Raw genomic sequence first — 22,330 nt, 5'->3', positions numbered from 1 at the left:
TCCGCTCCCTTCTAGTGGCCGCCGGCCATCGGCATGGCCCCGACCTCGTCGACATCCCGCACAATGGGCGGTTCCTTGATCCATTGCATGGCGAGAGCAGCGAGGCCCAGGAGAACTCCGGCCGCCGTGATCGCGTTATTCGGGTTGTCACCGAGCAGCGTAGAATATATCTTGCCGAAGGTTAGCGACTGAATAAGCATTGGGATGACGATCATCATGTTGATGATGCCCATGTACACGCCGTAACGCGTTGAGGGGATCATGCGAACTGCCATGATGTAAGGCACGCCCATGATCGATGCCCAGGCGATCCCCAGTCCGATGATGGGGATAAAGAGAGTGTATTTGTTGGTCAGGTGGGGGAAGATTACAAGGCCGACGGCCGCGAGTAATAGGGCCCCGGAGTGCACCATCTTGGCGCCCCTTCGGCGTGCGACAGCGACCAACGAGAAGGCTACGGAGAATGTGATGATGTTGTACCAACCATTGACCAGGCCCGTCCAACCGCCTGCCTCGGCGAAGCCATCGGATTGAGAATCGGTGGTATGCCAGACAGATTTGGCGATAGATGCGGTGACGAACTGCCAGTAGCAGACCATCCCGTACCACTGGAATAGATAGACCAATGCCAGCTTGCGCAATTCGGTCGGCATTTCAACGACGGCTTCCCAGATCTCTTTGATCGCCGCGCCGACTCCGCCGCCTGCTTCTTTCCTCGCCTTGATGGCTGCGAGCTCTTCGGGCGTCGGGGGGATCTCTGGCGTCGTCAGCACAGACACCAAGACGGAGCCGATGGAGCACACGGCGCCGAGCATGAACGCGCCGACCGCCCAGTACGGGATGCCTGCATCGGTGGCGCCGTCAATGAGCTTCTGGAAAACGAAGAGCGACAGGTTGGCCAAGGTGATGCCGAAGCCGGTGAAGAACGACTGCGCCAGGAAGCCCTTGCCGAGCTGGCTTGGCGGCAACTTGTCGGCGATGAACGCCCGGTAGGGCTCCATGGCTGTGTTGTTGCTCGCATCCAACAGCCAGAGCAACAAAACCGCCATCCACAGCGCGCTGACGAAGGGGAAGAAAAATAGGCAGAACGAGCAGCCCAGGGCACCAATCAAGAAGAATGGTTTGCGCCGACCCCACCTCGGGCTCCACGTGCGGTCGGACAATGCTCCGATCATGGGCTGAATGAGCAGACCGGTCATCGGGCCGGCCAGATTGAGAATCGGCAACTCCTCCGGTTTCGCATTCAGGAACTGGAAGATCGGATTTATGGCAGTCTGCTGCATGCCGAAGCTGTACTGGATTCCGAAGAAGCCAAAATTCATAAGGAGGATCTGCCGCATATCCATTAACGGCTTTTGCCGCACGATGGTCGTGTGCGTGATATCGCTTTGGGTGCTCATGATGCGTCCTCCCCGTTCGCGTACTCGCCCGTGCCGGCAAGGTAGTTCTGCAGTCTGGTGAGTTCTTTTTCCCAGCCCTCGCCGTGCCACCCGGCCACATCGGGGTCGTAGGGACCTTGGATGATGCGGAGTAATGTTCCTCGGCCGTCACGGCCATACTTCGTGAACTCCACCCGCAATTCCAAGGGAGTGTTCGGGTCGATACCGGGGTCGCCAGTGATGCGCTCGCGACTGACGAAAACATCCGGCTCGAAGTACTCCGTGTACACCCCGTCGGTGGTCACGCGTGTGCCAGGATCGTTGTCGCGCACCTTGACGTGCGTGTGGCGTCCACCGATTTGTAGGTCGCCGGCTACGGTCTCGGACTCCACATGCCAACCCGGGCTACCGCGCCAACGTCGCAACTCCTCAGGAAGGGTCCACGCTCGAAAAACGCGATCACGTGGCACGTCGAACTGCCGTTCAACCACCACCATGACGTTCGCTGTCATGCTCGCTTCCCCTTTTCACCTGGGCGCTGCGCAACAGGCCCCGCGGCCATGCCTTTGCTCGCGCGACGAAGACTCTTCTCTCGACTCGCACCTATGTAAATGGGCGTCCACATAGTGACCTCCATCACACTGACCGGCTGTCCATCGAGGAGGTTGTCGGACTGCTGGATTAGCGTGTCAACCACTCTCGGGAAGGACCGCACGTGATCCGGTTCGACGCAGTGACCAAGACCTATCCAGGCGGCACGACCGCCGTGGATGGGCTGACCCTCGAAGCCCCAACGGGCCAGATCACCGTTCTGGTGGGGCCGTCGGGCTGCGGCAAGACGACCTCATTGCGCATGGTCAACCGGATGATCGAGCCAACCTCGGGCACGATCTCGATCGACGGCCGCGACACCGCGTCAATGGATCCGGCGACCCTGCGCCGCGGCATCGGTTATGTCATCCAGCACGGCGGCCTGTTCCCGCACCACACGATCGAGCGCAATATCGCGACCGTTCCTCTGCTGCTCGGCACGGACAAGAGCACTGCGTATGCGCGCGCCCGCGAGTTGCTGGAGCGGGTTGGTCTGCCGCAATCGCTGGCCAAGCGCTATCCCGCGCAGCTGTCCGGAGGTCAACAGCAACGCGTCGGCGTGGCCCGCGCGCTCGCCGCGGACCCACCGGTCATGCTCATGGACGAGCCCTTCTCGGCCGTCGATCCGGTGGTCCGCACTCAACTGCAGGCCGAGTTCCTGCGCCTGCAGCGCGACCTCGGCAAGACGATCCTCTTCGTCACCCATGACATCGACGAGGCCATCACGCTCGGGGATCAGGTGGCCGTGCTGCGGGTCGGCGGTCACCTCGCGCAGATGGCGTCCCCGAGCGAACTGCTCGCGCATCCGGCAGACGACTTCGTCGCCGATTTCGTGGGCCGTGACCGCGGCTATCGCGCCCTGAGCTTCGTCGACGGTGTCCTCCCCGCCCTCGCCGAACCGACTGTGGCGGTGGGGGATTCGGCTGAGCTCGCTCGAGAACGCGCCATCGATGGATGGGTCCTGGTCACCGATGATGAGCGCCCGCTGGGGTGGTATGCCGTGGGCTCGCCCGGCGACCAGGTCACCGCCGAACGCCTCGCCTTGGGCGGCACGCTCGCGCGCCAGGGCGGGACCTTGCGGGCCGCGCTGGATTCCGCCTTGTCCGCTCCGAGCGGGCGGGGCGTCGTCGTCACGGACGAGGGCAAGCTCGCGGGCACCCTCACGGCCGCGGCGGTCATCGAGGTGATCGAGCAACAACGCACCGGCCGAGATCGAGCGCCGGCAGTGCAGGACGACCCCTCCGCCGAGCCGCGCATCCAACACTCCCCAGGTGGCGAGAGCCCGTGACCTGGATCCAGGACCACCTGGGCCTGATCGGCTCCCTCGCCGTGCGGCATGCGGTGCTGGCCGGCATACCCCTGCTGCTCGGGCTCGTTGTCAGCCTGCCCCTCGGCTGGCTGGCACACCGTTATCGGCGGCTCGCGCCGGTTGCCCTCGCGGGCACCGGCCTGCTGTATACGATCCCCAGCCTGGCGCTTTTCATCCTCATGCCGCTGCTGCTCGGCACCAAGATCCTCAACCCGATCAATGTCGTGGCGGCGATGACGATCTACACCATCGCCTTGCTCGTGCGCACTGTTGTCGACGGCCTCGACTCCGTGCCGAAAGATGTCGATGCCGCCGCGCTCGCCATGGGATTGACCGGCCTGCGCCGGCTCCTGGGCGTGCAACTCCCGTTGGCCATCCCCGTTATCGCGGCCGGTTTGCGCGTGGCCGCGGTCAGCAATGTCAGCATCGTCAGCGTCGCCTCCATCATCGGGGTGAGCCAACTGGGCGATCTGCTCGTCGACGGCTACAACCGCGACATCCCGGGCGCCCTCTGGGCAGGCATCATCGGCTGCCTCGCCCTGGCGCTGCTCTTCGACATCGTCATCCAGGTGGTCGCCCGCCTGCTGACCCCCTGGCGGGCCTCCACCAAGCCGGCCGCGGCGGGAGCCCCCGCATGATCACCTCGATCTGGGCCTGGCTTCGCGATCCGGCGCATTGGAGCGGAGCCGACGGCATACCTACCCGCCTGGCGGAGCACCTCGGCTACACCGCGATCGTGATGGTGCTTGCCGCCGCGATCGCCCTACCTCTCGGTCTGTATGTCGGTCACTCCGGCCGTGCCCGCTGGCTGATCACCGCGGCCAATGCCGCTCGGGCCGTCCCGACGCTGGGGCTGCTGTTCGCCCTGTCTTTGTGGCTTGGCCCGAAGCTCTCGGGAGACCTGGCGTTCAGCGCGCCGAGCATCATCGTGCTGGTGCTGCTGGCCATCCCGCCGCTGCTGGCGGGAGCGTATGCCGGGGTGGAAGCCGTCGATCCGGCCGCTCGCGATGCGGCAAAAGGCATGGGTATGCAACCCGCCCAAGTCCTGCGCTCGGTCGAGTTGCCGGTCGCCCTCCCGCTGCTGCTCTCCGGCGTGCGCGCCGCACTCTTGCAGGTCATCGCCACCGCGACCATCGCTGCCTATGTCGGCCTCGGCGGCCTTGGGCGCTACCTGATCGACGGGCTGGCGACGGGCGACTATGCCGCGACTGCGGGGGGCGCCCTGCTGGTCGCAGGACTAGCGCTGGCCGCCGATCTGCTCCTCGCCGCGCTGACCCGCGCCGTCGTCAGCCCCGGCCTGACGGGGAAGTATCGGGGCGCCGACGGTGTTGACATTCCCGGCCGCACCGATGTGGCCTTCGAGCGCTGAGCAGACCGAGCGTTCTCACCCGGCTGGGGAAAGCCCCGAGCTGGCCCGACGAAGGAGTATGCCGAATGCACCGAAGCCGATCGCGCCGCGCCGCGCTCACCCTGGGCCTGTCGATGGCCTCCGTTCTCGCACTCACCGCGTGCGGCGGTAGCAGCGACCCCCTCAACAGCTCGACCACCTCGAGTTCCGCGACGTCGAGCACGACAGGTGCGACCAATATCGTCGTGGGCTCGGCCGACTTCTCCGAGAGCGTCCTGTTGGCCGAGATCTATGCCGGTGCCCTGCAGGCCAAAGGCGTCAATGCCACGACCAAACTCAATATCGGCTCACGCGAGATTTACCTCAAGGCCCTGGACGACGGCTCGATCAATCTGATCCCCGAATACACCGGCGCCCTGGCCTACTACTACGACAAGTCCTTTGCCGAGACCGACCCCACCAAGGTCTATGACGGCCTGGTCGGCCTGCTGCCCGCTTCGCTCCAGGTCCTGACGGCCTCCGCGGCGGAGGACAACGACTCCATCAATGTCACGACCGAAACGGCGCAGAAGTATTCGCTGAAGACCGTCGGCGACCTCGCCGCGCACGCCAAGGACCTCACCCTCGGTGCGCCACCGGAGTTCAAGGACCGCCCGCAGGGCATCCCCGGCCTCCAACAGACCTATGGCATCACCTTCAAGAGCTTCCGTCCGCTTAAGGGGGCGGCCCTGGTCAACGCCCTGAAGAATGGTCAGGTTGACGCTGCCAATATCTTCTCCACCGATCCGGCGATCGCGGCCAATGGCTTTGTGACCCTCACCGACGACAAGCGGCTCTTCGGCGCTCAGAATGTCGTGCCGCTGATCGCTAAGAGCGCCGCGACCTCGGATGTCGTCGCGGCCCTGGATGCCGTTAGCGCCAAGCTGACCACGGCGACTTTGTCGGATCTGCTGAAGAAGACCGATATCGACAAGCAGGACCCGGCGACGGTCGCCAAGGAGTTCCTCAGCGCCAACGGATTGGGCTGAGCGGGTTGGCCTGACCCCTCATCCCTCGCCGGGCAGCAGAAACTCGCCGGGCAGCAGAAAGGAGGCGAGCCAGTCTCCCCCGAGGCCGGCTCGCCTCCTTGGTGCCGGGCCAGCGCCCCCACGCCGGAACCGTCTGGCTGAAGCGGTGATCGAAGCTCCTCCCTCCAAAGCTTCGCTCTCCGGGCTGGGCCCCGGCCGTTTCAACTGACTCTTACTCTTGTCCACTTGTCGGGCCCGCACATCGGTAATTTCACTCAAGTTGCCTACTCGCGGAGCATGTTGTTGCCCCCGAAGGCGCCGGTGCGCGGTCGGCTAGCCTGAATCTCGTGCTGCCTGCTTGCTTGGGACGGCGCGAGGTCCTCGCGCACGTGCGCTCCAGCCTGCACGAACGTCGCTGGGTCACCTTGGTTGGGCCTTCGGGAGTCGGCAAGTCGCTCATTGCCCGACACCTCGCGACGGGCTCCGATGCGGCCTGGGTGGACGCGCGCGGAATCCCGGACGCAGCGGGCTTGTGCGCTCGCTGGCTGCCTGCTCTCGCCCCGGATCTGGCCCCGGGGGACCAGCCCATGGAAACCCTCATCCGCACCCTGGACGAGACCGGCCGACTCACCGTCATCGACGGTGCGTCCGACGAACTCGCGCCCGCCGTTCGCGATTTGCTCGAAGGTGTCATCGCCGCCACCTCCACGCCCCGCATCCTGTGCACCGGCAGTATGCCGACCGGTTCCCCCGTCGAGCGGGTGATCCGTGTCGAGCCCCTCCCGTTACCGGCGCCGGACCAGGCCCTCGAAGGGGCCGCGGCCGAGCTTTTCATCGGCCGCCTCGCCAGTGCTGGCGGACCTCTCGTCGACCTCGAGCGAGACGGTGATCTGCTGCGCTCGCTGCTGGAGGCGAGTGGCGGCCTGCCCTTGGTGATCGAGCAGATGGCGGCGCAGGCCGCTCAGGTGGGGTTGGCCGCGGTCGCTGCCCCGGATTCGCTCGCGGCGGCGATCGAGGCGTCCTATGCGCTGGTCGATGAGGCGACCCAACGGGCATACCGCCGCTTCGGGACCCTGGATTTCGCGATCGGCTTCGATGTCTTCGCTGCTCTCGCGGGTCAACCCCGCGCGCTGGCTATCGGCACGGCAGCACAGTTGGAACGACATTCGCTCCTGGAGATCAGCTCCGAGGAACGGCTGCGGATGCACGTGCCGGCCCGCCGTCACGCACTCGATCTCTCTCTCGACACCGATGACGCCGCCGCAGCGGCGGATGCCCTGGTGCAGTGGGCCGATAGTGCCCTGCCGGCGCTGGATGAGGGCTCGGCCAGCGACGCCTGGTTGCCGGACTTCGACGCCGTCCAGATGGCGATTCGCACGGCAGCCGCCGATCCCGGGCGACGCGATCATGCCTACAACCTGGCCAACCGGGCCTTCGGTCCGCTCTATTCGGCGATGCGCCCCCGGGACGCCCTCGCGCTGCTGGAGACCGTCCTGGCCAGCGGCGATGGCCCGCCCGATGTCGGCGCCCAGGTCGCTCGGCGAGCCGGCATCTGCGCCTCGGAGGTCCTCGGCACCTTCGAGGGCCTGCGGTTCCTGGACCGCGCCGAGCAACACGCGATCGCCTCCAGCGATCTCGCCGGCTTGCAGCAGGCCCGCACCGCCTCCATTCGCGCGGAGATGTTCCTCGACGCCGGCCAACTCGACGACGCCCGCCGCGAGGTCGAGCGGCTGATGACGATTGAGGGCGCCGACACTTATGCCCTGCGCCAGGCGCACCGGACCCTGATGGATGTTGAGGTCAGTTCGGGCAATCTCGAGGCGGCGGGCGCCCTGCTTCCCGCGATCATCGAAGGTGCGAGCGGAGAGGAGGCCTGGCTGGGCATCGCCGCTCGGATCCTCAGTGCGCAGATCGCCTGGGCCCAAGGCCGCGATGTCGAGGCGCTCGCGGCGGCCAAGACCGCCAGGCAGGATGCCCTCGGCCGTGGTGAGGACCGCATTGCTCTGCTCGCCGATGTGCTCGCCCGCCGGATCACGGGCGAGGCGGCGGTGATGACGCCGGAGCCCGAGGAGCTGCCGTGGGCCGTGCGCCTCGGCTACCAATTGCAATCGGCTCGTGATGCCGCAGCACGTGGCGATGCCGTCCGGGCGGCGGGCATCGCCGCCGATGTCGTCGTCCTCGCCGACAGCGCCCGGCTGGGGCGCGATGCCGTGGAGGCGCGCATCGTGCTCGCGGATGCCCTTCTCGCGCAAGGGGATCTGTTGCAGGCGTCCAGCACATATGCCGCGGCGGCTCGGCATGCCGCCGCCTGCCCGCTTCCGCTCGCGGCTGCCGACGCTTTCGACGGCATTGCCTGGTGCCTGCGCGACGCGCGGCCCGATCACGCCGGGAGGTGCGCCTGGCTCGCGGCCCAGTTGCGCTCCTGGCGCGGAGCCGTCGCCCACGCGCGTCCCGGAGTCGAGGAGATGCCTGGCCCGACGCCCCGACCGGCTCCCGCGTGGTTCGACAGCGGCCAGGTCTCGGCAACCGGCTTGGCGGCCGCCGTGCGACTCGAGGGGAGCGAAGACGGCGGCTCGGGTGCCTCCCCGTTGGCCGCCCTCACGCGGGCCCAGCGCGCCGTCGCCGAACTCGTGGGCGCGGGCCTGACGAGCAAGGAGATCGCGGACCGGCTATACCTCTCGCCGCGCACCGTCGACAACCACCTCGCGACGATCTATCGCCGGCTGGAGATCCCCTCGCGCGCCCGGCTCGCGGCGATGATGGCTGACCTGACGTGAAAACGCCTCCCGAGCAAGACTTTTCGCCGAGCGCGCAGGGCACGGACGAGATGCTCTATGCCCGGGTGGGGACCACGGCATACGCCCGGCTCAACCGGCCAAAGGCCCTCAACGCGCTCACCCGCACGATGGTCGAGGACCTGCTTTTCCAACTCGACCAGTGGGAGAGCGACGACGGCATCGAGGACGTGGTGCTCGATGGCGCCGGCGAGCGCGCCTTCTGCGCGGGCGGCGATGTCAAGGCGGTGCGCGACGCGATCGTCCGCGGTGACCACGCGGATGCCGTCGACTTTTGGGCGCGCGAGTATCTCTTGGACCTCCGGCTCGCGACCTTCCCCAAGCCGGTGACTGCCCTGATGACCGGCTATGTCATGGGCGGCGGGCTCGGCCTGAGCGCCCACGTCCGGCACCGCCTGGTCGCCCTCGATGCCGTCCTCGCGATGCCGGAGACCGCCATCGGTATGTTCCCCGATGTCGGAATCACCCGGCTCTTCGCCCGCGCGCCGGGGGAGCTTGGGACGTATGCCGCCCTCACCGGGGCCACCTTCACCGCCGCTGATGCGATCACACTCGGTCTCGCCGACGAACTGTTCGGGCCCGGAGGAAGCGCGGAAAGTCTTGCCCCTCAGCGAGACTGGATCGACGAGTGCTTCGCCGGGGACGACGCCGCCGCCATCGTGGGTCGCCTGGAGACCAGTTCGTGTGACGCCGCCCGCGCCTGCGCCACCATGCTGCGGGAGCGCTCACCGCTGGCCGTCTGCGCGACGCTGGCGCGGGTGCGCCGGGCAGCGGAGGAGCCAGATCTCGCCTCGACGCTCGCCGTGGACACTACGCTGGCCCGCGGGCTGATGGCGGCCGGCGACTTCGCCGAGGGCGTGCGCGCCAAACTGATCGATCGCGACAACGCCCCGCGCTGGCGACACGCCCGCATCGAAGAGGTCACGCCAGCCGAGGTCGACGCCCTCTTCGCCTGAGCGCATTACGTGTCTGGACGCCACTCGCCGACGCGAGGTTGCGCTCAGCCTTCGGTGCGCACCGCCGCCAGCAACATCTGTGCGATATCGACGACCTCAACCTGCTCGAAGCGGCCCTCGGACTGACGGGCCGTCAGACCATCGGAAAGCATGACCCGACAGAATGGGCAGCCGACCGCGATTCGCTGCGCGCCCGTGCCGAGGGCTTCGTCGGTGCGGTTGACATTGATCCGCTCGCCGAGCTTCTCCTCCATCCACATCCGGGCGCCGCCGGCGCCGCAGCAGAAGGACCGCTCGCCATGGCGCGGCATCTCCTTGAGCGTGACCCCCGGCAGGGTGCCGATCAACTCGCGCGGCGGGGCATACACCTGGTTGTGCCGCCCGAGATAGCACGGGTCGTGATAGGTCACCGTGTTCGCGGTCGAGGCGGCATCCTTGGCACTCGACTTGGTGGGCTCCCCGGCCGGGCGAGCAACCGGGACCAGCCGCTTGTCGCGCACGAGCCGGTTCAGCAATTGCGTGTGGTGCAGCACTTCATACGACCCGCCGAGCTGGGGGTATTCGTTCTTGAGCGTGTTGAAGCAGTGCGCGCAGGTCACCACGATGCGCGACGCGTCGGCCTCGCCGAGGACCTCGACATTCTGCTGGGCGAGCATTTGGAAGAGGAACTCGTTGCCCGCCCGGCGTGCCGAGTCGCCGGTGCAGGTCTCGCCGTCCCCGAGGACCGCGAACTTCACGTCCGCGAGGTGCAGCAGCTCGGCGACGGCCCGGGTCGTCTTTTTGGCCCGGTCCTCATACGCCCCGGCACAGCCGACCCAGAACAGATAGTCGTAACCGTCCAGGTTCTCGATATCGGTCCCGACCACCGGCACCTCGAAGGGCAGGTCCTTGGCCCAGTCGAGGCGGGCGCGGGCCCCCATACCCCACGGGTTGCCCTTGCCTTCCAGGTTCTTGAACAGCCCCGCGAGCTCATTGGGGAAGGCGCTCTCGACGAGCGTTTGGTATCGGCGCATGTCGACGATGTGATCGACGTGCTCGATGTCGACCGGGCATTGCTCGACGCACGCGCCACAGGTGGTGCATGACCACAGCACGTCCTGGTCGATGATCGCGTCCGGCCCGTGCGGGTTGTATGCCGTCAGCGGCGCGGTGATGTCGTATCCGGTATCGCCGATGAGTGGGACCTCGAGCAGCGAGGCCAGCGCGGAATCCTGCTCCAGGACGTTCGCGCGCTGCTCGGCAGCTGCGGTCAGATAGGGCGCCTTGGCGTTGGCGTGCTCGCGCAAGGTCATCATCAGCAGCTTGGGGGAGAGCGGCTTGTCGGTATTCCACGCGGGGCACTGGCTCTGGCAGCGGCCGCATTCGGTGCACGTCGAGAAGTCGAGCAGGCCCTTCCACGTGAAGTCCTCGACCTTGCCGACGCCGAGGATCAACTCGTCGTCCTCGCCGAGTTCTTCCAGGGACTCCATCGTCACGGGCTCGCCGTCCCGGACCATCGGCTGCAGCGCTCCGAGCGCGGTGCGACCCGAGGACTCGCGCTTGAACCAGATATTCGGGAACGCGAGGAAGCGGTGCCACGCCACGCCCATCGTCGGTTGCAGCGCGATGGTGATCATCCACGCGAACGAGACGAGAATCTTGATCGTCGCCACGAGATAGACGACATTCTCGATTGCACCCAGGGACAGGCCATTCCACATCCCTGCGAGCCAGCCCGTCAGCGGGAAGTGGAGGGCGATCGACTCGTGCGGGTGGCTGATGCGCAGCATCGCGGCCTCGAGCGTGCGCAGCAGCAGGATGCAGATCGTGACCGCGAGGATCGTGAACTCGACGTAATAGGCCTGCCACCACACCGATCCGAAGAAGCGCGACCGGCGACCCGCCTCACCAGCGGCGGTGCGCGGGTGGGCCAGCTGCCGCACCCCGATGAGGATGAGTATGCCGATCAGCCCGCCCCACGCGAAGAGCTCGATGAGCCACTCGAAGGGCGGGAAGTGCCCGATGATCGGCAGCCGGAAATCGGCCCAGATGAGCTGGAAGAAGGCGTTGACCAGCGTCGCGAACAAGATGAGGAAGGACAGCGCCGTGAACCAGTGCGCCAGCGCGACCAGCGGCAGGCGCGACATCCGGGTGTGCCCGAGGAACTCCTTGATCAGGGTCCACGTGCGGGCGGTGGGGTTGTCGGTGCGGGCCGCGGGCTGGCCCGAGCGGTAGAGCGCGCTGAACCGCCATACCTGCTTGAACAGCAGGGCCCAGCCCACGAGAGGGATCGTGAAACACAAGGCGATCCCGATGATCTGTAGTGCCGACATGCCCGCGAGTCTATGGATCGAGGCCGACATCCCCTCCCGGATGTGACGGCGCGCTCATGTGGCGTCCGTCAACCCGCGGGGCCATCGCTCACCCAGAGCGAAAGTCACATAACGAGATGTTTGCTCGGGCATAAAGGCGCGTTAGGTACTGTTAACTCGTCAGTTCAATCTTCCCCACACAACGGAGTAGGCAGTGCCCATCTACGACGACGTCACCAAGCTCATCGGCAACACCCCGCTGGTGCGCATCAACCGCATCATCACCTCCGACGCGACGGTGGCCGCGAAGCTGGAGTTCTACAACCCCGCCAACTCCGTCAAGGACCGCATCGGCGTCTCGATCATCGACGCTGCCGAGGCGTCCGGGGCCCTGCAGCCCGGCGGCACGATCGTCGAAGCGACCTCCGGCAACACCGGCATCGCGCTCGCGATGGTCGGTGCGGCCCGCGGCTACAACGTCGTGCTGACGATGCCCGAGACGATGTCGAAGGAGCGCCGGGCGCTGCTTCGCGCCTATGGCGCCGAGTTGATCCTCACCCCGGGCAGCGAAGGGATGAAGGGCGCGGTCAACCGCGCCGACGAGATCGTCGCCGAGCGCGACGGGGCGATCCTCGCGCGCCAGTTCGCCAACGAGGCCAACCCGGCGATCCACCGCAAGACCACGGCCGAAGAGATCTGGAAGGACACCGACGGCGGCGTCGACATCCTCATCTCCGGCATCGGCACCGGTGGCACGATCACCGGCGTCGGCCAGGTCCTGAAGGAGCGCAAGCCCGGCGTGCAGATCATCGCCGTCGAGCCGGCCGAGTCCCCGATCCTCAATGGCGGGCAGCCCGGCCCGCACAAGATCCAGGGTCTCGGTGCCAACTTCGTGCCGGAGATCCTCGACACCTCCATCTATGACGAGGTCATCGACATCAATGCCGACACCGCTGTCGAGTGGGCCCGCCGCGCCGCCAAGGAGGAGGGCCTGCTCGTCGGGATCTCCTCCGGTGCCGCGCTGGCCGCCGCCAACGAGGTGGCGAACCGTCCCGAGAACGCCGGCAAGACGATCGTCGTCGTCATCCCGAGCTTCGGCGAGCGCTACCTGTCCACCATCCTCTTCTCCGACCTGCTCGACTGAGCCCGTCGGTATGCCGGGCGGCCACTGACCGCCCGGCATGCCGGCCCACCGAACCATGGGGGATCGCATGCTCGTCTCACCGCAGCCGACCAGCCCCGGCCTGCTCGCTGCCGCGCGCGCCGGCATTCGTGAGGACCTAGACGCGGCGATGCTGCGCGATCCGGCGGCTACCTCGCGCCTCGTCGTCCTGTTCACCTCCGCCGGGCTGCACGCGATCTGGCTGCATCGAGTGGCGCACGCTCTCTGGGGCAAGCCACTCGGCCGCCCGCTGGCCCGCCTGATTGCCTATGTCTCCCGTGCGGTCACCGGCGTCGAGATCCACCCTGGGGCCACGCTCGGACGCCGATTTTTCATCGATCACGGCATGGGCGTGGTCATCGGTGAGACGGCCGAAGTGGGCGATGACGTGATGCTCTATCACCAGGTCACACTCGGCGGCCGGTCCATGGAGCGGGTCAAGCGCCACCCCACGTTGGGCAATAACGTCACCGTCGGCGCGGGAGCCAAGATCCTCGGGCCGGTGTATGTCGGCGACGGCGTCCAGGTCGGCGCCAACTCCGTCGTCGTCAAAGACGTCCCCGCCGGCGCCATCGCGACCGGCGTGCCCGCGACATACCGCTTCCCCACCTCGCCCACCGAGGACCCCTACGAAGCCCTCTTCCGCGACCCCGCCCTCTTCATCTGAATTTCCGAGCACCGCACGCTCCCAACTGCCCGGGTATGACGGTGCCTCCCCTCCGCGCTACCGTTGGACCCCGCCCCGCGCCCATGGCGTCCGGGCGAAGGAGGGCTCGCATAGTGGCCTAGTGCGGCGGTCTTGAAAACCGCTATGGCGGTAACGTCATCGTGGGTTCGAATCCCACGCCCTCCGCCATGACGGCCGTATTCCAACTCCTGCGGGAGGTTGCCTCCCCGGAGGCAAGGAGTACGTCGGTCAAGGTCGGCAAACGAGACGCTTCGGCGTCTCGTTTTGCTTTGGTACGCGTTGCGACCGCGCGAGTGCCATCACCTGCTTGTTGCGCCGCTGCGTAGATCTCTGCCGCTTCGTCGTCCAGTCCACTCTTGTGACGTCTTGGTCGATGTACAGCCGGGTGAACAGCGCGTCGTTGATCGCTTGTCTCACCTCGGGGCCGTACTTGGGACTGCTGCACGGATAGGTGACAACGACTCTGTGGCGCCGTGGGGTGCCGCAGGAGAGGATGTGCACCATGCCCAAGCCCTATCCGAAGGAGTTCCGACAGAACGTGGTCGAGGTGGCTCGCGCTCGTGAGGCAGGGACGACGTTGAAGGAGATCGCGAAGGATTTCGGGATCTCGGAGTCGTGTCTGACGAACTGGATCGCGATCGCTGACCGTCAGGACGGGAGCAAGCCCGGCACGGCCGTGAGCGAGTCTGGTGAGTTGCGTGAGGCCAAGCGTCGGATCCGGTTGCTCGAGCAGGAGAACGAGGTGTTGCGCCGCGCAGCGGCGTACCTCTCGCAGGCGAACCTGCCGGGAAAATGATGTACCCGCTCGTCCGTGAGTTGGCCGCCAAGGACACCCCGATCAGGGTTCCTGTGGCGGTGACGTGCCGGGTGCTCAACCTTGCCAGAGCGCCGTACTACCGGTGGTTGGCCAACCCGGTGACCGACGCCGAGTGGGTCGCGGCGCACCGCGCGAACGCGTTGTTCGACGCGCACCGTGACGACCCGGAGTTCGGGTACCGCCTTCTGCTCGATGAGGCCCGCGACGCCGGACAACCGATGGCTGACCGGACGGCGTGGCGCTTGTGCTCGTCCAACCAGTGGTGGAGCGTGTTCGGCAAGAAACGCTCGACGAAGAATCGTCCGGGCCCGCCGGCGCACGATGACCGCGTGCAACGGGACTTCACCGCGACCGGGCCGAACCAGCTGTGGCTGACCGACATCACGGAGCACCGCACCCGTGAGGGCAAGGTGTACATGTGCGCCGTCAAGGACGTGTGGTCCAACCGGCTCGTCGGGTACTCGATCAGCTCGCGGATGAAGGCCCGCCTGGCCGTGCAAGCGTTGGAACACGCCGTGGACACCAGAGCCCGTCAAGGCGTCGACGTGGCCGGGTGCATCGTCCACAGCGACAGAGGGTCCCAATTCCGATCGAGGAAGTACCTGCGCGCGCTGTCCCGGCACAACCTGCTCGGATCCATGGGCCAGGTCGGCTCGAGCGCGGACAACGCCGCCATGGAGAGCTGGTTCGCCCTGCTGCAGAAAAACGTCCTGGACCGCCAAACCTGGCACACCCGCGACCAACTCCGCATCGCGATCGTGACCTGGACCGAACGCACCTACCACCGCCGACGACGCCAAGCCCGACTCGGCAAGTTGACCCCCATCGAGTACGAGACCATCATGACCACACCGGCCACACAGGCCGCGTGACCAACCTGTCACCTATCCGTGCAGCAGTCCCACCCGCCATGGTCTCGGCTAGGCGGACGATGGAGTATTCGCCGGTGGCGTAGAGCTCGAAGCCGAGGCGGATCAGCTTGGCGCGGTCTGGGTCGAGACCGATACTGCTGACCTGACGACCATCGACATCTTCCTTGATATTCAGGTAGCCCAGCGGGGCTGGCCCGATGGTGCCGCCGCTTTGTACTTTGTGCAGCAACTTGCGGGCGATGTCCTCACCCTCGGAGGCAGACCGGTACTGGTTGATGCTCGCCAAAATTCCACGCGTCAGTGGCCGGCGGGCGTCTCGTCAATGTTCTCGGTGGCCGAGAGCAATTTGGCGCCCGCGGCCTCCATCTGGAGCATGACCATGGCGTCATCGGTGCGATTGCGATTCAGCCGGGACAGTTGGTAGACCATGATGAAGTCGACATCGCGCTGCGTGGTGACACGCTGCATCATGGCTTGATACTCAGGCCGCCCCTGAACGTTGGTGCCGGATCGGCCGAGTTCGACGTATTCCCCGATAACGGCCAGGCCTAGGCTAAGGGCCTTGTTGCGGCAGATGTCGCGCTGCGCCTTGATGCTCAGTCCTTCCGGGTCATAGTCGGTCTCGACTTGGCTCATGGAAGAGACGCGGAGATAGAGCACGCAGTTGTGCAGATTCAGCTGTGTCGGGCGATGTGGTCACACGAAACTCCTTCTCGGGTAGCGGTCTTGGGCGAAACGGAAGCGTTGGGGCTGCCACGTAGGTGTCGAGATCGGGCGTGCGCAGCGGCCACCCTGGTTTGCGGTCCGCATCTCTGGCTCGGGGTCGACCTCGCGGGATAGGCCGGTTTGGTCGAGTCGGACTTCGATGGCTTGTTGGCTGACGCCGAAGTGGGCTGCCAGGTCGTCGGTGCGTTGGATACCACGGGTCCAGGCGCGTTTCAGTTCGCGTTTGGGGACGAGGGCGCAGCCGGCGAAGTAGTCGGCGGCTGTTTCGGCTTGCTGGCGGGCGGTCAGGGTGACGCCTCGCCGGGTGATGTCGCGGTAGAGCCGGTCGCAGGCGCCGTGGTCGATGATGTGTTTGAACTCATGCAGCAGGGTGAAGCGTTGCCGGGCCGGGCTGTCCTCTGTATTGAGGCAGATGATCCACTTCCGGCCGTTCCAGTGGCTGAGCCCACTGACCGGCAGGCGTTCGTAGGTGACGGCGATGCGTGGCATGGCGTCGATGTGGCTGACCTGCGGGCCGTCGGCGTCATCCAGGATGGCGACCAGTCGGGTGGCCTGGGCTTCGGCGATCCGCCTTGTCTCTTCGGGTTGGCAGCTTCTGGTCGGGATGAGTCGGCGGAGGCTGGTCAGGGTGCTGGGTAGTTTGGGTTCCGTGGTTGTCATGAGAGTGCCTCCTTTCAGGGTTGCTGGTTGTATTTGCTTCTAATGGGTAGGTCGTCCTATTCGTCTTCGCCGGGTGCGGGGCCAGTGGAGTTGGGGTCTACGCCGTAGCGGCGAACCACGCTGGCTATCTCCTTCAGCGCTTCTTCGGCCGGATATTTACTTCTGAGGTATGGCTGGACGCCGGGCAGAGCGTCGGTGAAGTCCCCTCGCCCTGGCAGCAGGGCGATGAGCGGTAGCGGGTCCAGGTCGAGGACGGTCGCCAGGCGCATGACCTGCTCGACGTCTGGGTTGGTGACTTGGTCGATCTCCCAGAAGCGCAGCAGCGATTTGGACATCTCGGTCTCATCAGCCGCTCGTTGGCGCCCTAAACCGGCTTTTAGTCGCGCTTCTTTAATGGTGCTGCCAAATGTCGGTGAATTCGTTTTGTTCATGTCCCTATTTTACCTCCAGGGCAACCAATTGCCCAGGGTTTCGGACTTTTCTACAACGGATTATTCGCCTTTCTGAGATAGCTATTTCCACCCATCTGCTTTTCGTCAATTGGCTATTTGGGGTCTATCTGCCAGGTGGGGGTCGGACGGCGGCACGAGCACAAGAAGGTGCTACCGAGTGCCGCGTGTTGTCCGATCCCGGCTCTTCGAACTTGAGCGGGCACGCCGGTCGTTCGCGGTGACGCGGTAGGGCCCGTGACCTTGGTGATCATGGCTGTGTCGAGCAGTTCCTGGTCACGAAGGTGAGGTCACGGGCTTGGTTCAGGGTACGCATAGTTCGCGCGAAGATGCGGCGACGGTGCTGTTGGGGATCGAGGGTCTGAGCGTGGTGTCGGTCGTCCTTGAGGACGATGGCGCCCGGGTCGTGGAGATGGTCACCGACGACGAGGCCGCGGTGGCCTGCCCCGCCTGCGGAGTGGTCTCAACCTCGGTGAAGGACCGGACGACCACTCGCCCGCGGGACCTGCCCTACGGGCCGGCACCGGTCCGGCTCCGGTGGCACAAAACGCGATGGTGCTGCCGAGAGCCACTGTGTCCCCGGGCCACGTTCACCGAGTCGCTGTCGGCGGTGCCGGCTCGGTCAAGGCTGACCGCGCGGCTGCGCGCCGAGTGCGGTGAGCAGATCGCCGAGCACTCCCGCTGCGTTCTGTCCGGCGCGCGCCGGTACGGGGTGTCGTGGCCGGTCGCGCACGCCGCGTTCGTCGCCCACCTCGCGCCGCGGCTGGCCGAGCCGTTGCCTGCGGTCGAGGTGCTCGGGATCGATGAGACGCGCCGCGGCAAGCCGGTGTGGGCCAAGGACCCCGTCACTGGCCGGTGGCGGCTCGCGGCGGACTGCTGGCATACCGGGATCGTCGACGCCGCCGGCGCCGGCGGCCTGCTCGTGCACGTCGACGGGCGGACCGCCGCCACGGTCGCCGAATGGGTTGGGGCGCAACCCGAGCCGTGGCGGGCCGGCATCAAGTACGTGTGCATGGACTTGTCCGCGTCCTACCTCAAGGCCGTCACCACGGCCCTGCCCGACGCGGTCGTTGTCGCCGACCGGTTCCACCTGGTCCGGCTCGGCAATGACATGCTCACCGAACTGCGGCAACGCCTCACCCGCGAGGACCGTGGGCGGCGCGGGCGGAATGAAGGACCCCGAATGGGCCTCCCGGCGGCGGCTGCTCACCGGACACGAACGACTCACCCCCGACACGTTCGCGCGGATGTGGAACGGGCTGGTCGACCAAGGCGACCTCGGCATCGAGATCCTGCACGCCTACGCCGTCAAGGAGAACCTGCGCCAACTGCTGGCCCTCGCCCCGACTCCCGGCACCTCGACCCTGGACCGGTCCGTCATCTCCCACCGGCTGTGGCGCTTCCTCGACCTCGCCGCCGCCACCGACAGCCCCGAGGTCCACCGCCTCGCCGCCACCATCGAGGCCTGGTGGCCAGCGGTCGAGGCCGCCATCGTGACCGGCCACTCCAACGCCCGATCGGAGGGCTACAACCGGCTCGCCAAACACGAAGGCCGCAACGCCTTCGGCTTCCGCAACACCACCAACCAGCGCCGACGCATACGCTGGGCCTGCACTCGTCAACACCGACGAGCATCAGCCAAAATCAGCGAGATGCCCGGTCAAGTTCGATGAGCCCCGATCCCCCACCTGGGCTTTTGAAGTGAAGCCCGTCTGGCTGGGCTCTCGGTGGTGCCGGGCGGCACGCCCTCGTGACCTCCGGCTCAGCTCTTACGAGCTGGGCGGCGGGTGTCAGCAGTGGGCGTGGCTTCGCCGCCGAACAGGGCCGCCAGGGCGGCTACGTGCTTCTCGATCGCCTCACGAATTGCTTCGGTGACCGAGACGCCGGTGAGCCGGGCCAAGATGGTGATCCGCGCATGCAGATCACCGTCCAACTGAGCCGCAAAGCTCCTTGAAGCTGATCGAACGCGAAGACGGCGTCCGGCTATCGAGGTAGCCTGCTACTCACTCGCCCCCACGACCACTGCCTCGGCCAACGCCAAGTCCACCCGCTAGTACGACAACTGTCGTACTAGACGCCCGCCGATGTGCGACACCAGACCGGTGCATCTCGCCTTCTCTGGCGTTGAGGGTGTACTTTGGGTCATCAAGTACCCTGTTAAAGACTTGGGAGGAAAGCCAAATGATGCACCTCGAAAAGTGCAACAAGCTTGCCGCTGCCACGTTCTCGGCCTATCTCTTAGGGAGGGCAAGCGCCAACCCGGTTAAGGTTCGCTACTAAGACAAGAGAACCCGACGCCCCCGTTTGATGTCCTTCCAAGCCGCCAGCTTAGAGTGTGACGGTCTGCTCTTTGCCTACTCACGAAAGTCTCGCCCGGCCGTATCTCTGGTCAACAGCATCAGTTTCCCTCAGGGTCGGACGGCTCTCTTGGGACCCAACGGCGCTGGAAAGTCGACTCTCCTTTCGATCATTGCTGGTGGGCTCACTCCGCAGCGCGGCGTGGTGCGCGCTGGCGGCGTCGTCATGCATCGGCAAACCCAGATCTCTCAGGTCGCATGGCTACCGCAAGCACCTACAGTTGATCGCTCCCTTACCTCCCGTGAGTATTGTGCCTATCAGGCGTGGCTGAAGGGAACCCCGAGCGGCTCGGCCTTGGAAGCAGCGGACAAGGCGCTGGCACTGGTGGGCCTCAGCGAGCAGTCACGAGCACTCACCCACCGGCTCTCCGTCGGGACGCGTGCCCGACTGTGTTTAGCGGGAACCTTGGCAACGGGCGCCAAGTATCTCCTTCTTGACGAACCTATGGCGGCACTGGACCCAGCTCAGCGTCGCAACTTTCTCAAACTAATCCGTGATCTTGCGGAGGAGCGGGCAATTATTGTCTCGACTCACGACGTCCTGGATCTTGATCAGGGATTCGATCATGTGGTCGTTCTACGCGGGGGCCGCTGCGTCTTCGGCGGCAGTGTCGAGTCATTTCTCGCTGGCTCAGAGCACGCTCAGAGAATCTCTGCGACCGAAGCGTACGTACGACTGTTGGCGGAAGACGATGCTTGAGCCGAAATGGCAGTTTGGCTTGATCCGACCATTTCGATTGGGCGTGGCGGCCCTCGCGGTCGGGCTGCTTGTCTCTACTACCGGTCTGCAAACAGACAGAAGTTATTGGTTGGCGACAACGGCGTCCGGAACTCGATCCGTTCTCTTTGTCGCACCGCTTCTGGCCGCATGGTGTGCATTTTTTGGTGGAAGAACTCGGATAAGCCGATTAACCAAGGTTGAACGATTGCAGGTTCGTTCAAAGCCGACTGTCGCACTGGCAACTTTGGTGCCTGCGACGCTCGTTGCGGTGGTATCACTGTTAATTATAGTAGGTTCTTCTGCTGGCAGCGTTTCCGGTTCGCCGCACCTGGACTCTCTGGGACTAGTATTCCTTGCATCCCTCGTACTCTTTGCGCACGCCGCGGTTGGCTATTCCCTTGGCAGGTGGCTCCCCCGGATTATTGCATTGCCGGCCTCCTCTGCGCTTTCGTACCTGTGGCTCGCTTTCCCGAGAGCATTCGAACCCTTTTGGATACGGAACATCACGGGCGAGGTAGGTTCTAGATGTTGCGATATCAGCACAACGTTGGGAAAGGGAGCGATCGTCGGCCCAGTGATTTTTAATTTCTCAGTTCTGCTTGCCTGTCTCTTGGCTATTGTTGCTAACAACCTCAAGAAAGTTACCCCACTTTGCATCCTCATGGTTGCTTTAGGCACCTTGGGCGGTAAGGGCGCCACCATGGACCTAGGTCCAGACCCTATTAAGTACAGGACTTCTGACCTTGTGTGCGACGAGACGTCGACGATAAAGCTCTGCTGGTGGCGCGAGCATTCGCAATTTGTTGACGCGGCGCGTAGCCCTCTGATGAAAGGTGCGGAGAGCCTAATAGCAGCTGGCTTCCCGCGGCCAAGCGCCATCTCCGAGGCGGGAGGCGATCCGAATATCTGGAATGTTGGGCTGACGGGAGACCAGGTAGTCCAAGGTCGAGTACTGGCGGACGCAGAACTTGCTCGCATAACTGCAGATTGCGTGTCATTGAATGCCGATCAAACTGCGACCTTGGACTTTATCGGACTATATGCCCGACATGTCCTTGATGGCGAGGAGGATTTATCTGCGAGTCCTCAGGACGAGGTGAGACTGCAAGCGTTTGCGGAAATGTCCCACGGGGAGCGTCGGGCGGCACTCGCCGAGCTTGAGGGGGTAGTTCGCTCTTGCGCGAAGTAGTCCATTTTCAGCCCGCTTGGGCCAAAGCGTTAAAGCTTGGGATGGTGGCTTCTGTTTCACTTACTGTTGGAGTGGCTACCTCGCTCCTGAGGGGCCTAGGCGTACCGTCGCCCAACGTCCAACTCGGCGGAGTTGGTCTTATCCCAATTCAAAGTATTGGTGCACTTGTTGCAGTTGCTGCAATGGTATACGCCCTACGGTCGCTCGACACTGCTGCTCAAGCCTCAACCGAGCGACCATGCTTCGCGATTATTTGTCTGGTAGGACTAGCTGCGGCTGCACTGCCGATCGCTTTATCATGGGTATTTCTTGATTCGGTATTCCCCTATAGCATCTCTTATGTTAGAAGTGTCATTGGATTCTTGGCTTTAGCTTTGCTAAGTTGGCGTCTTCTCGGTGCGACTCTTGCCTCGGTGACCCCGCTGTTCGCCCTGCTCATCATGGGTCTGCTGGGTCGCAACCCTATAAGTCGGGAACCAACATGGTGGGCGTGGGGGCTCGTTATCCAACCCTGGTCTGGTTTCTGGCTCTTGCCAGTCGTGATTCTCTCAGTAGCCGGGCTATGGGTATCGACAATCCCAATGGCAGATCTGCGTAGAGGGTGATGTCAGGGGGCGATATCACGGAATCCTTGTCGAAAGGGGAGTTGCTGGATGGCTGATGGAGGGGAGGAGACGGGACATGACTGCTTGTCTGGATCTGAGTAGTCCTCTGCACAAACATGACGCCTGCCTCATGGCTTCTTGCCTACAGGGGTTGGGCCCCGTTCCATGCCGCGAGGCGCTTTCGAACTGCTTCCTTGGTGACGCCAATCTCCTTCGCGATGGCGCTGTTGCTGGCCCCTAGCGTATGAAGCTCTTAATACGCAAAAGCTCATCGCGGGTTAGTCTTCGAGGACCGCGTAGTGCGACGCTCGCCGCATGGAGATGTGCGCGCGGTCGTTTCGGGCTCATCGAACTTGACCGGGCACCTCGCTGATCGCAGCTGAGGCTCGCCGGTGTTGACGAGTACAG

At 65.1% G+C, this 22,330-nt stretch carries 19 protein-coding genes, 1 tRNA gene and 1 pseudogene; 13 read left to right on the top strand and 8 right to left on the bottom strand.

Annotated features, from left to right (window positions below; all coding sequences use genetic code 11):
- Nucleotides 1-11: 11 nt before the first annotated feature.
- On the bottom strand, nucleotides 12-1,400 hold the full coding sequence (locus tag ABD225_RS14975; protein ID WP_344087180.1) for an MFS transporter: 1,389 nt from the start codon (nucleotides 1,398-1,400) through the stop codon (nucleotides 12-14).
- The gene (locus ABD225_RS14970) at nucleotides 1,397-1,891 is read right to left on the bottom strand and encodes an SRPBCC family protein (RefSeq protein WP_344087177.1); all 495 of its coding nucleotides are present in this window, start codon (nucleotides 1,889-1,891) and stop codon (nucleotides 1,397-1,399) included. Before ABD225_RS14970 ends, ABD225_RS14975 begins: the two co-directional genes overlap by 4 nt.
- Before the next feature lie 203 nt (nucleotides 1,892-2,094).
- Here ABD225_RS14970 and ABD225_RS14965 point away from each other — a divergent pair, with 203 nt between their 5' ends.
- The 6 genes from ABD225_RS14965 (at nucleotide 2,095) to ABD225_RS14940 (ending at nucleotide 9,385) form a co-directional block, all read left to right on the top strand.
- Entirely contained in the window at nucleotides 2,095-3,258 is a 1,164-nt protein-coding gene (locus ABD225_RS14965; RefSeq protein ID WP_344087174.1) for an ABC transporter ATP-binding protein, read from the top strand.
- Nucleotides 3,255-3,917 (top strand): ABC transporter permease, encoded by a 663-nt coding sequence (locus ABD225_RS14960; protein ID WP_344087171.1) that lies wholly within the window; start codon nucleotides 3,255-3,257, stop codon nucleotides 3,915-3,917. The genes ABD225_RS14965 and ABD225_RS14960 overlap by 4 nt, the downstream gene beginning before the upstream one ends.
- Nucleotides 3,914-4,648 (top strand): ABC transporter permease, encoded by a 735-nt coding sequence (locus ABD225_RS14955; RefSeq protein WP_344087168.1) that lies wholly within the window; start codon nucleotides 3,914-3,916, stop codon nucleotides 4,646-4,648. Before ABD225_RS14960 ends, ABD225_RS14955 begins: the two co-directional genes overlap by 4 nt.
- Before the next feature lie 65 nt (nucleotides 4,649-4,713).
- The gene (locus ABD225_RS14950) at nucleotides 4,714-5,655 is read left to right on the top strand and encodes an ABC transporter substrate-binding protein (RefSeq protein WP_344087165.1); all 942 of its coding nucleotides are present in this window, start codon (nucleotides 4,714-4,716) and stop codon (nucleotides 5,653-5,655) included.
- A gap of 326 nt (nucleotides 5,656-5,981) precedes the next feature.
- Nucleotides 5,982-8,411 carry a LuxR C-terminal-related transcriptional regulator gene (locus tag ABD225_RS14945; protein WP_344087162.1) on the top strand — a complete coding sequence of 810 codons (2,430 nt, stop codon included), beginning with the start codon at nucleotides 5,982-5,984 and terminating at the stop codon, nucleotides 8,409-8,411.
- Nucleotides 8,408-9,385, top strand: coding sequence for an enoyl-CoA hydratase/isomerase family protein (locus ABD225_RS14940; RefSeq protein WP_344087159.1), 978 nt, complete (start codon nucleotides 8,408-8,410; stop codon nucleotides 9,383-9,385). Before ABD225_RS14945 ends, ABD225_RS14940 begins: the two co-directional genes overlap by 4 nt.
- 44 nt (nucleotides 9,386-9,429) lie before the next feature.
- Here ABD225_RS14940 and ABD225_RS14935 read toward each other — a convergent pair whose 3' ends face one another.
- Nucleotides 9,430-11,697, bottom strand: coding sequence for a (Fe-S)-binding protein (locus tag ABD225_RS14935; RefSeq protein ID WP_344087156.1), 2,268 nt, complete (start codon nucleotides 11,695-11,697; stop codon nucleotides 9,430-9,432).
- A 193-nt stretch (nucleotides 11,698-11,890) separates the two neighbouring features.
- Here ABD225_RS14935 and cysK point away from each other — a divergent pair, with 193 nt between their 5' ends.
- From cysK to ABD225_RS14915, 4 genes are all read left to right on the top strand, one after another.
- On the top strand, nucleotides 11,891-12,820 hold the full coding sequence (gene cysK / locus ABD225_RS14930) for a cysteine synthase A (protein ID WP_344087153.1): 930 nt from the start codon (nucleotides 11,891-11,893) through the stop codon (nucleotides 12,818-12,820).
- Nucleotides 12,821-12,887: 67 nt separating this feature from the next.
- Nucleotides 12,888-13,505, top strand: coding sequence for a serine O-acetyltransferase (cysE, locus tag ABD225_RS14925; RefSeq protein ID WP_344087150.1), 618 nt, complete (start codon nucleotides 12,888-12,890; stop codon nucleotides 13,503-13,505).
- 99 nt (nucleotides 13,506-13,604) lie between these two features.
- Nucleotides 13,605-13,694: transfer RNA gene (locus ABD225_RS14920), tRNA-Ser, on the top strand.
- A 334-nt stretch (nucleotides 13,695-14,028) separates the two neighbouring features.
- A protein-coding gene (locus ABD225_RS14915) for an IS3 family transposase (RefSeq protein ID WP_344087147.1) occupies nucleotides 14,029-15,215 on the top strand; the annotation gives its coding sequence in 2 pieces (ribosomal slippage) (nucleotides 14,029-14,313 and nucleotides 14,316-15,215; 1,185 coding nt in all).
- Here the strand turns inward: ABD225_RS14915 and ABD225_RS14910 are convergent.
- Genes ABD225_RS14910 through ABD225_RS14895 form a run of 4 tightly spaced genes read right to left on the bottom strand, consistent with a single transcriptional unit; the run spans nucleotide 15,184 to nucleotide 17,032 of the window.
- Complete coding sequence (locus ABD225_RS14910) at nucleotides 15,184-15,501, bottom strand: hypothetical protein (protein WP_344087144.1); 318 nt, start codon at nucleotides 15,499-15,501, stop codon at nucleotides 15,184-15,186. The two genes, ABD225_RS14915 and ABD225_RS14910, sit on opposite strands and share 32 nt — an antisense overlap.
- An 11-nt stretch (nucleotides 15,502-15,512) precedes the next feature.
- Nucleotides 15,513-15,875, bottom strand: coding sequence for a recombinase family protein (locus tag ABD225_RS14905; RefSeq protein WP_344087141.1), 363 nt, complete (start codon nucleotides 15,873-15,875; stop codon nucleotides 15,513-15,515).
- A gap of 36 nt (nucleotides 15,876-15,911) precedes the next feature.
- Nucleotides 15,912-16,601, bottom strand: a complete 690-nt coding sequence (locus ABD225_RS14900) for an ImmA/IrrE family metallo-endopeptidase (RefSeq protein WP_344087138.1) — start codon at nucleotides 16,599-16,601, stop codon at nucleotides 15,912-15,914.
- 56 nt (nucleotides 16,602-16,657) lie between these two features.
- A complete protein-coding gene (locus tag ABD225_RS14895) occupies nucleotides 16,658-17,032 on the bottom strand; it encodes a helix-turn-helix domain-containing protein (protein WP_344087135.1) in 375 nt (124 codons plus the stop codon).
- A gap of 430 nt (nucleotides 17,033-17,462) precedes the next feature.
- Between ABD225_RS14895 and ABD225_RS18780 the strand changes: the two are divergent.
- Both ABD225_RS18780 and ABD225_RS14885 read left to right on the top strand, forming a co-directional pair.
- A pseudogene (locus tag ABD225_RS18780) lies at nucleotides 17,463-18,146 on the top strand (transposase); the annotation flags it as partial.
- Nucleotides 18,147-18,219: 73 nt separating this feature from the next.
- Nucleotides 18,220-18,723: a transposase gene (locus ABD225_RS14885; protein ID WP_344087129.1), complete on the top strand. Its 504-nt coding sequence runs from the start codon at nucleotides 18,220-18,222 to the stop codon at nucleotides 18,721-18,723.
- 89 nt (nucleotides 18,724-18,812) lie between these two features.
- Here the strand turns inward: ABD225_RS14885 and ABD225_RS14880 are convergent, their stop codons facing one another.
- Nucleotides 18,813-18,983: a ribbon-helix-helix protein, CopG family gene (locus ABD225_RS14880; protein WP_344087126.1), complete on the bottom strand. Its 171-nt coding sequence runs from the start codon at nucleotides 18,981-18,983 to the stop codon at nucleotides 18,813-18,815.
- A gap of 374 nt (nucleotides 18,984-19,357) precedes the next feature.
- Between ABD225_RS14880 and ABD225_RS18775 the strand changes: the two genes are divergently transcribed.
- Complete coding sequence (locus ABD225_RS18775) at nucleotides 19,358-20,107, top strand: ABC transporter ATP-binding protein (protein ID WP_425564458.1); 750 nt, start codon at nucleotides 19,358-19,360, stop codon at nucleotides 20,105-20,107.
- Nucleotides 20,108-22,330: the final 2,223 nt, after the last annotated feature.

Origin of the sequence: Nostocoides veronense (assembly GCF_039531185.1) — a bacterium.
GTDB classification, from domain to species: Bacteria; Actinomycetota; Actinomycetes; order Actinomycetales; family Dermatophilaceae; genus Nostocoides_A; species Nostocoides_A veronense.
Note: the sequence above shows the minus strand (reverse complement) of the source record. Positions and strands in the feature narration are given on the sequence as shown.

What these genes read in the sequence shown, in the direction of transcription:
- ABD225_RS14975 (WP_344087180.1), bottom strand. Translation starts at nt 1,400, where the DNA reads ATGAGCACCCAAAGCGATATCACGCACACGACCATCGTGCGGCAAAAG.
- ABD225_RS14970 (WP_344087177.1), bottom strand. Translation starts at nt 1,891, where the DNA reads ATGACAGCGAACGTCATGGTGGTGGTTGAACGGCAGTTCGACGTGCCA.
- ABD225_RS14955 (WP_344087168.1), top strand. Translation starts at nt 3,914, where the DNA reads ATGATCACCTCGATCTGGGCCTGGCTTCGCGATCCGGCGCATTGGAGC.
- ABD225_RS14950 (WP_344087165.1), top strand. Translation starts at nt 4,714, where the DNA reads ATGCACCGAAGCCGATCGCGCCGCGCCGCGCTCACCCTGGGCCTGTCG.
- ABD225_RS14935 (WP_344087156.1), bottom strand. Translation starts at nt 11,697, where the DNA reads ATGTCGGCACTACAGATCATCGGGATCGCCTTGTGTTTCACGATCCCT.
- cysE (WP_344087150.1), top strand. Translation starts at nt 12,888, where the DNA reads ATGCTCGTCTCACCGCAGCCGACCAGCCCCGGCCTGCTCGCTGCCGCG.
- ABD225_RS14900 (WP_344087138.1), bottom strand. Translation starts at nt 16,601, where the DNA reads ATGACAACCACGGAACCCAAACTACCCAGCACCCTGACCAGCCTCCGC.
- ABD225_RS14895 (WP_344087135.1), bottom strand. Translation starts at nt 17,032, where the DNA reads ATGAACAAAACGAATTCACCGACATTTGGCAGCACCATTAAAGAAGCG.
- ABD225_RS14885 (WP_344087129.1), top strand. Translation starts at nt 18,220, where the DNA reads ATGAAGGACCCCGAATGGGCCTCCCGGCGGCGGCTGCTCACCGGACAC.
- ABD225_RS18775 (WP_425564458.1), top strand. Translation starts at nt 19,358, where the DNA reads ATGTCCTTCCAAGCCGCCAGCTTAGAGTGTGACGGTCTGCTCTTTGCC.